The following is a 12,159-nucleotide window of genomic DNA, read 5'->3' on the forward strand; positions in this document are numbered from 1 at the left end:
GTTACGCGATCTGTTCCTTGCGCCATGCACCCGGCGTGGTGCCAACGATTTTGCGGAACACGCGGGTCAAATGCGCCTGATCGGCAAAGCCGACCCGAAGGGCCACCGAGGCAAGCGGTGTTTCGGCATCTTTAAGCAGGCTTTTGGCGCGCTCCACCCGGGCTTTCATTTGCCACTGTTGCGGCGGCATGCCGGTACTTTCGCGAAAGGCCGAGCAGAAATAGGATTGTGACAACCCGGTCAGCTTTGCCAGTTCATCAAGGCGGATGGTGCGTCCGCAATTCTGTTCAATATAATCGACTGACTTGCGCAAATGGTAGGGTGCGAGTTTGCCGCGTTTGCGTTGTGGTTCATTGACTTGGCGCGGTTGCAGGAGGGCCGCGGTCAGCGCGCTGATCAAACCTTCGCCATAGATCTGTGGGCTTTGGTGGTCGCTTTGCATGTCATCGGCCAGCAACCGTACCAAAGTATTGATGCGCGGATCGCAAAAACCGATGCGCGGTGTTTCCAGGGTCGCACGGTCAAGTGGCACGCCCATGCTGTTTTCAAGAGCGTCGACATCAAGATGGATATCAAGATGTCGCAGACGGCACGCGCCGAAAACCTCGGATGAGACCTCCATCCCGGCCGGAATGTAGGACAGGCATCCTTTGCCGCGACGTTGCTGATCTGCCGCGTCATCTGAGGAACGGACGTTGATACGCCCATTGCCCACGCAATCAAGGATCGCCACCAGACGGGGGGCTTGCGAAACATAGGTTCCCCCGGCCTCTGCTTCACATTCCACATGCCATAAATCGGAAATGGCGGTGTTCCAGCGACGGAACCGCAGGTCATCAAGATGCGAAATACCTTCGATGTGGCTGGTCATATGCGGATGGAATGCCATGGCGCTCACGACAATGGGGTCCTTTGTGCAGTCGGAACTTATGGTGCGAATGGGTCTCAATATAACCGGGAATTTTCTGCAAACAATAACAATTCTCATTATCATGCGAAGAATTGTCAAATTTCTGAGCAATTGTTCGCGCAAAAGGCGGCCTTTGGAAATGCAAAAACCCGCCTGACGTGTCAGACGGGTTTTGTGAGGCTTGGCTTCAGCAGCGCCGAAGGTGTTCGCGGTTATTTCTTCATCCAGCGCGACGGTGCGATCAGGCAGAAAACAGTCAGTGCTGCTGAAAAGAACACGTTGACGGTCGGCATGGTGATGCCAAAGAGGGTCCAGTCGATCTTGTCACAGCGAATGATCGGTTGCGCCATAAGCTGCGCCTTCAGATCTGCCACGGATGCAGCACCGCTTTGCACACCACCACACATGGCGGGCCCTTCCCACCACAGTTCCTGAACACCAACATGGTAAAATGCAATCGCCGTCCCGACTGCAAACGTCGCGGCACACAGATAAACCACCGCCCGTGCGGCGGCAGGAAAGCGGATCAGCAACAGCGCGACGATCGAAAGACCGGCAACCATATAAAATGGCACACGCTGATACAGGCACAGCACACAGGGAAGCAGCTTCTGGACATATTGCGCGTAAAACGCAAAGCCGATGCTGCCTGCTGAAACCAGCAGCAGGGCAAGGGGCGGAAAGGCCGGGATGAAGCGTGGGCGCAGCAAATTGAACATCAGTTGGTCCGTTTATTGGCGTGCATCAGAATTTGGCGTCGGGTCAACCATGCGGGATCAGCTTTATCGCGGCAAACCCACCGACAAGAACCACGATAAATATGGTGAAAACGAGGCCCAGTCGACGTTCGATGAAGTCGCGGATGACAGGGCCGAATTTCCAGATCAGGGCGGCAATGACGAAGAACCGCAATCCGCGCGCCAGGATCGATGCCAGCGTAAAGACAACCGGGTCAAGTGCGGTCACACCCGACAGGATGGTGATCACCTTGTAGGGGAATGGCGTTACACCGGCAATAAACACCGCCCAGGCGCCCCATTCATTATAATAGTCGCGGAACTGATCGAATTTGTCGGCATAGCCATAAAGCTCCAACACAGGCTGTCCGACCGTTTCAAACAGGAAGAAGCCGATACCGTATCCGACAAGTCCACCAAGGACCGACCCCACGAGGCAAATCAGCGCATAGCGCCAGGCACGCGTGGGGGCAGCAATGATCATCGGGATCAGCAAAATGTCAGGCGGGATCGGAAAGACAGAGCTTTCAATCGCTGCAATGAAAAACAGGGCCCAGCCGGCATGGCGGTGGCCGGCAAGGTTCATGGTCCAGTCATAGAGGCTGCGGATCACGGCAATAGCGCCTTGTCATGTTGTCTGCGATTTGGAGCGGCGCTTGGCCTTGAAAACAGGCCAGATCAAACCGCATTTTGCCGGCAATCGCAATGACGCAGTTTATCCGTATCGACGCAGACGTATTTTTGCACAAAGCCCCATTGACCCGGCGAAATTTACGGCTATTATCCCGCCCGTTGATGGAGGGTGCGCACACGCACCCGAATTGCCTGCCCCTGTGGCGGAATTGGTAGACGCGGCAGACTCAAAATCTGTTTCACTTAGTGAGTGGGAGTTCGATTCTCCCCGGGGGCACCATCGCTTTTCCAAACCCAGCCGTAATCGGTTGGGTTTTGCTCTTTTAGCTTCCCACATCTTTTCCAGACGCTGCGTATTAATCGATATGTGCCACGTTGAGATACGGGGTGCTTAAAGGCAGTGTTGGCAATGGTGATGGAACATTGCGTTATCAGTCGGTTTTCTTCGGGGTTGTACTTGCGCGGACAACAAGCTCTGCGCCGACCTGAACCTTGACCGCAGGCAGGGAGCCCTCTGCATTTAAGAGTTCATCAAGTACCGTAACAGCCATGCTTCCGATTTTGCGTTTCGAAACATCTATCGTCGTTAAGGACGGGTCAAGAGTGGCGCTCATTGGAAGGTTATCAAACCCGACGATCGAGATGTCCTGTGGAATCTTATATCCTTTTTCTTTCAGGGCTTTGGTAAATCCATATGCCATGATGTCGTTCGCGCAAAAATAAGCTTCGGCAACGCTGCCTTGATTGGAAAGCGCCTTGAAGCTATCTTCATATGCCGAGGCGATGGTGGAACCGATTGACAGGATGTGACTGCTGTTCACTGTCAGTCCGAGATGGTGCATGTTTTTCAGGAAGGCTTTCTTGCGCAGAGCAAAGTTTCGGGTCTGAGTTTCACTGCCGACAAAGCCAATTTTACTAAAACCAAGATCTTTTAAGTGCGAAAGCACGGTGTAAACCGCATCGCCATTGTTCATGTCGACGAAATTTGCATCAATGAGATCATAAAAAGAATCAATAAAAACAGTTGGTAATCTGAAGTCCTGGATTTTCTGAATATCTTCACGCGTTAGCTCGGTGCCAAGTATGATGGCGGCCGTTGCATCCGAATTTGCCAGGATGTCTGTGATGTCACTTGCTGTGACATTTTCATAGCTTAAAACCTGCAGCTTATAACCACGACTGGTTGCCTCTGATGACATGCCGTCAATGTAATCAGAAATGAAATGGCTATGGTCACGGTTCACAGTATGACCGTGTTTGGCGATCTTGAGAAACTTGATGGTTCTCGCCGTTTTTTCGCGATTTTTGGGAGCGCGCGGCAGGTAGTTCAACGAAGAAACAACTTCAAGGACCCGTGAACGGGTAACGCCGGAAATTTCACCCTTGCCATTCAGAACAAGCGACACCGTCGAAGGGGAGACGCCCGCCTGTTCGGCAATCTGTTTGATCGTCGGTTTGTTATTTTTTTTCATGTACTTAACCTTGGTGCTCTTCCCTGATTCTTCATTGTTTATGTTTTTTAGTAAACATCCTGCCGGATATCAATGCAACTGTGATGTAACAGTTTGTGTCAAACAGATGCTTGCCAACATAAAAATGAATTGATAGTTTTTAGTCAATAAACATAAAAATTTACTAAAAGTATGGGGAGGATCCATGCGCTTTTTTGACGGGCACCTGACCGTTCTAATCGGGCTGATCATCACGTTGATGACGGCGGGCGCGATTGTTTCTGATGGAAACTATCTTTCGCTGTTTAATCTTCAGTCGATGGCGGGCCAAGTGCCTGAAATCGGGTTGTTGGCGATCGGTGTTTTGCTGGCGATGTGTGTCGGGAATGGCGGCATCGAATTGTCGGGGATCGCGTTGGCCAATCTTTCGGGCGTCGTCGCTGCGACCATTGCTGTAAGTTTTTTCTCTGCCTCTCAGGACCCGGAGATTTTCTCGCTCATCTTTATCGTGGTGGCATTGGCAACCGGGTTTCTTGGCGGTTTGCTGAACGGCCTGTTGATTGCCTATCTTAAAATCACGGCGATCCTTTGCACGCTGGGCACGCAAATGCTGTTTATCGGGCTTGCCGTTGCGATTTCCGATGGTCGTTCAGTAAGGGTTGGTGCACCGGGCCCGCTTTATGAAATCGGCAACGGATTGTTGTTTGAAATCCCGATCAGTTTCCTTTTGTTCATCGGGGTTGCCTGCATCATCGGTTTTGTTCTGCGCTATACGCCGTTTGGCATGTGGCTGATGCTCAATGGGTCAAACCCCAAGGCCGCTGAGTATGCCGGGTTTCCAAAAAACAAAGTGATTATTTCGACCTATACCGTAAGCGGCATCCTGTCGTCGCTTGCCGGGATCATAATTGCCGCGCGGACCATCAACGTGAAGTGGGATTACGGCACATCCTACCTTCTGGTGGCAATCCTGATTGCGGTGATGGCCGGTGTTAAACCCGAAGGCGGTTATGGGCGGGTGATCTGTGTTGTTCTGTCGGCAATCACGCTGCAGATGATGTCGAGCATGCTCAACTTCATGGGCCTTTCAAACTTTATTCGTGATTTCGCTTGGGGGGCCCTGTTGCTTGGATTCCTTGCGATCGGGCGGTTCAGATTGCTTGATCTGATTAACCTGCAAAAACATGCGATCTCTGCCTCTGTGCGCAGCCCTCACGCACAGAAGTAATCAAAAATCAGAGGGAAACATCTGGCCAAACAGAATATTTCCAATTGGGAGGAAACATTATGAAAATTGCCAACCTTATGAAAACCACAGCTTTCGCACTGGCTGCGATGTCTGTTCTTGGTTTTGCTGCTCCGTCCTCGGCGCAGGACACAAAATCCATTACGACTGTCGTTAAAATTAGCGGTATTCCATGGTTTGATCGTATGGAAACCGGTGTTACCAAGTTTGCCGAACAAAACCCCGAAATGGATATTCGTCAGGTCGGTCCGGCAACGGCGGATTCCGCCCAGCAGCTTCAGATCGTCAATGATCTTGTGGCAACTGGCGTAGACGCACTGGCTGTTGTGCCGATGGATCCAGATATTCTCGAAGGTATCCTTGGCCGCGCGATGGATCGCGGCACAATCGTTGTGACGCACGAAGCCGATAACCAGACCAACACCCATGCCGATATCGAAGCATTCGATAACAGCGATTATGGTGCGGCCCTGAACGAACGTTTGGCGCAGTGCATGGGCGAAAAAGGCAAGTGGACAACGTTTGTTGGATCGCTGGGAAGCCGTACGCACATGCAGTGGGTTGGTGCCGGCGAAGAAAATGCCAAAAAATATCCGGGTATGGAATTGGTCGACCCGAACAATGAATCGTTCGATGATGCCAATGGTACCTATGAAAAAGCCAAGGAAATCCTCCGCAAACATCCTGACATCAAGGGCTTCCAGACTTCGGCTGGCAACGATGTTCTTGGTGTCGGACGTGCGATCGAAGAAGCTGGTCTTGCCGGCAAGGTCTGCCTGGTTGGTACCGGTCTTCCGAACCCGTCAACGGCCTATCTGGAATCTGGTGCGATCACCGCAATTGGTTTCTGGGATCCGCAGAAAGCTGGCATGGCAATGAATGCCGTTGCCAAGCTGATGCTTGAAGGCAAAGAAGTTACCGATGGCATGGACCTTGGTGTTGAAGGCTACGAAAGCGTGACCGTCACACCAGGCGCAGGCAAAGGTCTTCTGATTGTTGGCAATGGCATGGTCCTTGTCGATAAGGAAACCTACAAAGATTACCTTTTCTAAGCGAACCCGGTTGAGGCAGCCCGGAATGTGTCTTGGCATGTTTCGGGCCGCCCGGCCTCGTCAAAGGCCGGGACATGTCAGCAGGAAAGGGTCTGACTGGTGACGCAAAACACGCAGAAAAATCGCTGTTTTCTTGAACTAAGAAACATTCACAAACGTTTTGGCGGTGTCCATGCCCTGCGCGGTGTTGACCTGTCACTTGAAGCCGGGGAGGTATACCACCTGCTGGGCGAAAACGGTTGTGGCAAAAGCACCGTGATCAAGATCATGGCCGGGGCGCATCCGCCCAGCGAAGGCCAGATTGTTCTTGATGGCGAGGTGTTTAACGAACTTACCCCCATTCAATCTCTCGATTTCGGGATTGAGACCGTCTATCAGGACCTGTCTTTGATCCCCAATCTGAGCGTAATGGAAAATGTTGCCCTTGGGGAGCAACTGGTCGAAGGCCACGGCAGGCTTCTGCGCCGTATTGACCGGGCGCGGATGCGGCAAACGGCGACCAAAGCCCTGTCGCAAGTGGGCCTGGACGTAACACCCGAACTGATGTCGACGATTGTCTCGGAACTGCCTTTGGCAACACGTCAGCTTGTGGCAATTGCCCGTGCGATTGCCTGTGAAGCACGCCTTGTCATCATGGATGAACCGACGACGTCGCTGACCCGTCGCGAGGTGGAAAACCTTATTGATGTGGTCTCACGTCTGCGGTCGCAAAATGTCGCGGTGCTGTTTGTCACCCACAAACTCGAAGAATGCTATCGTATTGGCGGGCATGCGATCGTGTTTCGTGACGGGCAATGCGTGGCACAAGGACCGATTGAAAGTTATAGCAGGGCCGATTTGGCCGAACTGATGACAGGTCGTCAAATCAGCGAAAAGCGATACCGCGAAGGTAGCCCTTCGGAAGATACGCTGATGTCGCTTTCGAACTTCAGCATGCCGGGCCGTTTCAACGATGTCGGATTTGATCTTCGCAAAGGCGAGGTACTTGGCATTACCGGGCTGTCGGATTCCGGGCGAAATGAACTTGCTTTGGCAATAGCCGGTATCCGGCCTGCGGCAAGTGGCACGATCTCCATCAATGACAAGAACATCCGCATTGCAACAGCATCGGATTCAATTGATGCCGGCATTGCCTATGTCCCGGAAGATCGTCTGTCCGAAGGCCTGTTTTTAAGCAAATCTATCTATCAGAACGAAGTGGCTCTGATCCTGCGTAAACTTGCGGGGTTCATGGGCATTCTCGACATGAAGAAGGGTAAGGAAATTGCCCGCGAAATTTCGGCCGACATGCGTCTGAACACCGCAGATATCGAATTGCCGGTTTCATCGCTTTCGGGTGGGAACCAGCAACGCGTTCTGATTGGTCGCTGGTTAAGCATCAATCCGGAAATTCTCGTGCTGCATGGTCCAACTGTTGGTGTCGATGTCGGGTCAAAGGACGCGATCTATCAGACAATTCAGAAAATGGCTGAAGACGGTATGGGGCTGATCATCGTCAGCGACGATTTGCCTGAACTTCTTCAAAACTGTGACCGCATACTTGTGATGAATGCCGGCGAGGTCGTCTCAGACCTCAATGGGGCATCCGCAAGTGAAGACGATATTTACCAAGCGATGCTTGGTTCAGTACAGGAAGGTGCAGCATGAGTTCGGCTGGAACCTCAAACAAACCTGCTCCGGGCCATGTATCGGCATCCGGGCAATTGCAGCAGCGCCGGGGATTGGGTGATCTGATTGCCAAGAAACCGGAATTGGTGACCTTGGGTCTTCTTATTGCCATTTGTATCGCTGTCGCCATTGCAAACCCGGCCTTTTTGCAGCCATCCACCCTGATTGATATTGGTCGTGCCAGTGTCGTGACCGGCCTGTTTGCATTGGGTGTTTTTGTGATCCTGGCGGCAGGCGGCATTGATGTGTCATTTACGGCCATCGCAGCACTGACGATGTATTCGATCACACTTCTGGCAATCAACCATGCACCGAACATGCCGATCTATGTCGTGTTCCTGATCGCGGTTGCCGGTGGCATTGCACTGGGCGTTCTCAATGGCTTTCTGGTTTATACGCTGCGTGTGCCGTCTCTGATTGTCACGATTGGGACGCAGTACCTGTTTCGGGGCGGCTTGCTGGCTTTTGTTGGCACGACCTGGATCATGGAGTTGCCCGGTCAGATGGGCACGTTCGGGCGTATTTCCCTGCTAGAATTTGAAACGGCAAATGGCGCAACGGTCAGTTTGCCTGTTTACTTCCTGATCCTGCCAGCAGCAGCGATCCTGACCTGGTGGATCATGCGCCGTACCCTGATGGGACGCGCCATCTTCTCGCTTGGTGGAAGTCCGGATGTCACCGCCCGTCTGGGGTACAACGTCAAGATCGTCCATCTTTTCGTGTTTGGTTATGCCGGTGCTTTGGCCGGCCTGGCAGGCATCGTTCATGTGACGGCCAACCGTTTGGCGAACCCGTTTGATCTTGTCGGAACCGAAATTGCGGTGATTGCAGCGGTTGTTCTGGGCGGGGCCCGGATCACCGGCGGAACCGGGTCGGTGATTGGCACCATGCTGGGCGTTTTGCTTGTCGTTGTGGTCGATAATGTTCTTGTGATGGTTGGAATTCCAAGCACATGGCAACGGGTGTTCGTCGGCGCGTTCATTCTGCTTGCCGCGGCGTTCTTCGTAACCCGTCAGCGCAAATTCAAACCTGCGAAATAAAGAGAAAATCATGAAAAAATTTATGAATGATCCGAAGAATTTCGTCGATGAAATGCTTGAAGGCATCTATCTGGCGAACAAAGAGGTCACCTATGTTGCCGATGACAAGCGCTGCTATGTCAAGGCCGAGCCGGTCAAAGGCAAGGTTGGCATTGCCACCGGTGGTGGTTCGGGGCATTTGCCGCTGTTTCTGGGTTATGTCGGCAAAGGCATGCTCGATGGTGCGGCTGTTGGCGGCGTGTTTCAGTCACCCAGTGCCGAACAGATGCTTGAAGTGACCAAGCATATCGATCAGGGGGCGGGTGTCCTTTACATTTACGGCAATTATACCGGGGATATCATCAATTTCGATATGGCGACCGAGCTGGCCGACCTTGAAGACATCAAGGTGATGTCGGTTGTCGGCAATGATGATGTGGCGTCCTCTGTCGTTGGTGAAGAACACAAGCGCCGTGGCGTTGCCGGGATATTCTTCCTTTATAAAGCTGCCGGTGCGGCCGCACAGGAAGGCATGTCACTTGAAGAGGTCGTTCGCGTTGCTGAAAAGGCCAAAGATCGCACACGCACCATCGGTGTCGCGCTGAGCAGCTGCATCATTCCCGAAGTTGGCAAGCCATCCTTTGAAATCGGCGATGACGAGATGGAAATCGGCATGGGGATCCATGGCGAAAACGGTATTACCCGTAAAAAACTGACTGCTGCTGATCCGCTCGTCGACGAGATGATGGCGAAAATCTTCGCCGAGCAGGATTACAAGAAAGGCGACGATGTTGCCATTCTGGTTAACGGTCTTGGCGCGACACCGCTTGAAGAACTTTACATCATGTTCCGTCGTGTTTCCCAATTGATGAGCGAGCGCGACATCAACGTGAAGCATGTTTGGGTCGGTGAATTTGCGACTTCGATGGAAATGGCCGGTGCATCTGTTTCGGTTCTGCATCTTGACGAAGAACTTGATCGCCTGATGGCTGCCAAAGCCGACACGCCATTCTTCAAACATTTCGCGCAGTAATCGGAGGCCATGATGGACACAATTAATACCGGCAATATTGCCGCCCTGTTCGAGGCCTTTCATACCACATTTCGCGACAAGCGTGATGAGCTGATCGCCCTGGATGCAAAGGTCGGTGACAGTGATCTTGGCATAACAATGAATTCTGCGTTTGAGGCTGCCTCTAAAACGGTCTCTGACATGGATGGCGAACCACTGGGCAAGCAGTTCAAAATGGCTGGTGCGGCAATGGCAAAGGCAGCGCCCTCGACAATGGGGACGTTGACAGCAACCGGATTTATGCGCGGAGGCAAGGCTGTTGATGATGCTGACGCGATTGGCACCAAGGAAATGATGGCCTTCTGGCGGGCGTATGCCGACGGGATTGCCGAACGCGGCAAAGCCAAACTTGGCGATAAAACTGTCTTGGATGTGCTTGAGCCCATCGCCCAAAGCCTTGAACAATCTGCCGACCAACACGCCCCGTTGGTCGATGCGGTTGCAGACGCCGCACGTGCCGGACAGGCAGCGCTGGTAGCAACCAAGGATATGGTCGCCCAGCACGGCAAGGCCGCGGCGTTTGCCGATAAAAGCAAAGGTCTTCAGGATGCGGGGGGCACGGTTGCCTTCCTGTTGATTGAAACGCTCGCACGCTTTGTAAAAGGCTGACTTTCTAAGTCTCAGCATGATTGCGCCGTGCTTGGGCGGCATGCTGAGACCTTTTCCTCCTTGCGCCACACCGCAATGACTTGCATCGAAAGGACCGGGTTATGGAGTATAGAACACTAGGCAGATCAGGGTTGAAAGTCTCAGCCCTTTCGATGGGAACATTTACTTTTGGCGGCGACGGACCGTTCGCAATGGTCGGTTCGCAACAAGTGCCCGAAGCACGCCGTCTTGTCGATTGCTGCATTGATCACGGTGTGAACCTGTTTGACACTGCCAATATGTACTCGACGGGTCTGTCCGAGCAAATCCTTGGCGAAGTCCTTGACGGCCGACGTGATCAGGTTCTTGTCACATCCAAGGCCCGCATGCGGGTTGGCGATGGCCCGAATGATGAGGGGGTAAGTCGCTATCACCTGATCCGGGAATGCGAAAAGACGCTCAAGAATCTGCGCACCGACCACATCGACATCTATTACATGCACGAATGGGATGGCGTCACCCCGGTCGAAGAAAAGATGGCCGCTCTTGATGCTTTGGTCACACAGGGCAAGGTGCGCTATGTCGGCTGCTCAAACTATTCGGGCTGGCACATCATGAAATCATTGCAGGCATCCGAACGGGATCGCCGTGTGCGGTTCGTCACACAGCAAATTCATTACACCCTTGAAGCCCGCGAAGCAGAATATGAACTTCTGCCGATTTCGGTGGACCAAGGGCTTGGGGTTTTGGTCTGGAGCCCATTGGCGGCGGGATTGCTCTCGGGCAAACATCGCCGTAGTCAGCCTGTTGCGGCAGGGTCACGGCAGGCTGCGGGCTGGACCGAACCACCCATCCGGGATCAGGATCGTTTGTGGGACATAGTTGACGTCCTGATCTCGGTGGGTGAAAAACATGGCGTTGAAGCCGCCCAGATTGCACTGGCTTGGTTGTTAACCCGCCCCGCAGTTTCATCGCTTGTAATTGGGGGCAGCAATATCGATCAGTTCAAAGCTAATTTCCGTGCGTTTGATGTCAAGCTTGATCCAGATGATCTTAAACGTCTTGATCAGGTCAGTGCTCCGCCGTTGATTTATCCTTACTGGCATCAGGGGCAATTTGCACATGACCGTTTTTCCGAAGGTGATTGGGCCTTGCATGCTAGGCCGGGTAAATAGCAGGCCCTTTCGGAAAGTATCGTCCATGAGTTAAGCATGATTTTCTTTTCAATTAGAATGAACGTGTCTTGTTGAGCAAGCTGTGATGCGCGGCCCTCGTTTCCAATTTTGGGGGCGTAAAAGTTGAATGTGCCCGTCAAATGAAAGGGACTTTCGTTTGAGAAAGCCCCGAGTTCTTCGGCGCGCGGTCATCTTCGCATATCGATTTTTCACAGCTTCGCTGAACGGCAGGTTGAATAATCATGTTGTTTCAGCTTTGGAGTTGACAGCAATCTGAGCCGAGAAATCTTAAGTACTGCGTGGTCAGCGGATATGATGAAATCCATTCCGTAAATTCATTCACGAGGTACAAGATACAAGCTCCGAAATGCTGCCTGTATTTTGGAAATGTACTGATTTCATTGAGTTTTCTCCGCCCTCAAAATCTGTTTCACTTAGTGAGTGGGAGTTCGATTCTCCCCGGGGGCACCATCACTTTTCCCAAAAGATAGAATGACAAAAATTGCGAGCTTGGTGAGACAGGCTGATCGCCTGCGTGTTTTGCCGGAGCGATAACCGATCATGTCAGGTGTTCGATTGATCGGTTGCCGCTCAAATTCCTTTTGACG

Annotated in this window: 11 protein-coding genes and 2 tRNA genes; 9 read left to right on the forward strand and 4 right to left on the reverse strand. The window is 52.5% G+C overall.

Features of this window, described 5'->3' with window-relative positions:
* Nucleotide 1: 1 nt before the first annotated feature.
* The 3 genes from TH2_RS08015 to TH2_RS08030 form a co-directional block, all read right to left on the reverse strand.
* On the reverse strand, nt 2–889 hold the full coding sequence (locus TH2_RS08015) for a helix-turn-helix transcriptional regulator (RefSeq protein WP_008889912.1): 888 nt from the start codon (nt 887–889) through the stop codon (nt 2–4).
* Nucleotides 890–1,122: 233 nt separating this feature from the next.
* Nucleotides 1,123–1,629, reverse strand: a complete 507-nt coding sequence (locus TH2_RS08025; RefSeq protein WP_008889913.1) for a disulfide bond formation protein B — start codon at nt 1,627–1,629, stop codon at nt 1,123–1,125.
* 43 nt (nt 1,630–1,672) lie between these two features.
* Nucleotides 1,673–2,260, reverse strand: coding sequence for a YqaA family protein (locus TH2_RS08030; protein WP_008889914.1), 588 nt, complete (start codon nt 2,258–2,260; stop codon nt 1,673–1,675).
* A 214-nt stretch (nt 2,261–2,474) separates the two neighbouring features.
* On the opposite strand from TH2_RS08030, the gene TH2_RS08035 reads away from it, so the two are divergent.
* Nucleotides 2,475–2,560: transfer RNA gene (locus TH2_RS08035), tRNA-Leu, on the forward strand.
* 151 nt (nt 2,561–2,711) lie between these two features.
* Here TH2_RS08035 and TH2_RS08040 read toward each other — a convergent pair.
* Complete coding sequence (locus TH2_RS08040) at nt 2,712–3,752, reverse strand: LacI family DNA-binding transcriptional regulator (protein WP_008889915.1); 1,041 nt, start codon at nt 3,750–3,752, stop codon at nt 2,712–2,714.
* 184 nt (nt 3,753–3,936) lie between these two features.
* Here TH2_RS08040 and TH2_RS08045 point away from each other — a divergent pair, with 184 nt between their 5' ends.
* The 8 genes from TH2_RS08045 to TH2_RS21250 all read left to right on the forward strand — a co-directional run bounded on the left by TH2_RS08045 (nt 3,937) and on the right by TH2_RS21250 (nt 12,022).
* Nucleotides 3,937–4,959, forward strand: coding sequence for an ABC transporter permease (locus TH2_RS08045; RefSeq protein ID WP_008889916.1), 1,023 nt, complete (start codon nt 3,937–3,939; stop codon nt 4,957–4,959).
* A 59-nt stretch (nt 4,960–5,018) separates the two neighbouring features.
* Nucleotides 5,019–6,029: a substrate-binding domain-containing protein gene (locus tag TH2_RS08050; RefSeq protein ID WP_008889917.1), complete on the forward strand. Its 1,011-nt coding sequence runs from the start codon at nt 5,019–5,021 to the stop codon at nt 6,027–6,029.
* Nucleotides 6,030–6,128: 99 nt separating this feature from the next.
* Nucleotides 6,129–7,676 carry a sugar ABC transporter ATP-binding protein gene (locus TH2_RS08055; protein ID WP_008889918.1) on the forward strand — a complete coding sequence of 516 codons (1,548 nt, stop codon included), beginning with the start codon at nt 6,129–6,131 and terminating at the stop codon, nt 7,674–7,676.
* Complete coding sequence (locus TH2_RS08060; protein ID WP_008889919.1) at nt 7,673–8,737, forward strand: ABC transporter permease; 1,065 nt, start codon at nt 7,673–7,675, stop codon at nt 8,735–8,737. The genes TH2_RS08055 and TH2_RS08060 overlap by 4 nt, the downstream gene beginning before the upstream one ends.
* 10 nt (nt 8,738–8,747) lie before the next feature.
* Nucleotides 8,748–9,749 carry a dihydroxyacetone kinase subunit DhaK gene (locus TH2_RS08065; RefSeq protein ID WP_008889920.1) on the forward strand — a complete coding sequence of 334 codons (1,002 nt, stop codon included), beginning with the start codon at nt 8,748–8,750 and terminating at the stop codon, nt 9,747–9,749.
* Between the two features lie 9 nt (nt 9,750–9,758).
* Nucleotides 9,759–10,397 (forward strand): dihydroxyacetone kinase subunit L, encoded by a 639-nt coding sequence (locus TH2_RS08070; protein WP_238538674.1) that lies wholly within the window; start codon nt 9,759–9,761, stop codon nt 10,395–10,397.
* Nucleotides 10,398–10,549: 152 nt separating this feature from the next.
* A complete protein-coding gene (locus tag TH2_RS08075; protein ID WP_238538675.1) occupies nt 10,550–11,551 on the forward strand; it encodes an aldo/keto reductase in 1,002 nt (333 codons plus the stop codon).
* A 372-nt stretch (nt 11,552–11,923) separates the two neighbouring features.
* A tRNA-Ser gene (locus TH2_RS21250) sits at nt 11,924–12,022 on the forward strand.
* Nucleotides 12,023–12,159: the final 137 nt, after the last annotated feature.

The organism is Thalassospira profundimaris WP0211, assembly GCF_000300275.1.
Taxonomy (GTDB): Bacteria; Pseudomonadota; Alphaproteobacteria; order Rhodospirillales; family Thalassospiraceae; genus Thalassospira; species Thalassospira profundimaris.

Excerpts from the sequence above, each read along its gene's own strand:
- TH2_RS08065 (WP_008889920.1), top strand. The coding sequence starts at position 8,748 with ATGAAAAAATTTATGAATGATCCGAAGAATTTCGTCGATGAAATGCTT.
- TH2_RS08040 (WP_008889915.1), bottom strand. The coding sequence starts at position 3,752 with ATGAAAAAAAATAACAAACCGACGATCAAACAGATTGCCGAACAGGCG.
- TH2_RS08045 (WP_008889916.1), top strand. The coding sequence starts at position 3,937 with ATGCGCTTTTTTGACGGGCACCTGACCGTTCTAATCGGGCTGATCATC.
- TH2_RS08075 (WP_238538675.1), top strand. The coding sequence starts at position 10,550 with ATGGGAACATTTACTTTTGGCGGCGACGGACCGTTCGCAATGGTCGGT.
- TH2_RS08050 (WP_008889917.1), top strand. The coding sequence starts at position 5,019 with ATGAAAATTGCCAACCTTATGAAAACCACAGCTTTCGCACTGGCTGCG.
- TH2_RS08070 (WP_238538674.1), top strand. The coding sequence starts at position 9,759 with ATGATGGACACAATTAATACCGGCAATATTGCCGCCCTGTTCGAGGCC.
- TH2_RS08015 (WP_008889912.1), bottom strand. The coding sequence starts at position 889 with ATGGCATTCCATCCGCATATGACCAGCCACATCGAAGGTATTTCGCAT.
- TH2_RS08060 (WP_008889919.1), top strand. The coding sequence starts at position 7,673 with ATGAGTTCGGCTGGAACCTCAAACAAACCTGCTCCGGGCCATGTATCG.
- TH2_RS08025 (WP_008889913.1), bottom strand. The coding sequence starts at position 1,629 with ATGTTCAATTTGCTGCGCCCACGCTTCATCCCGGCCTTTCCGCCCCTT.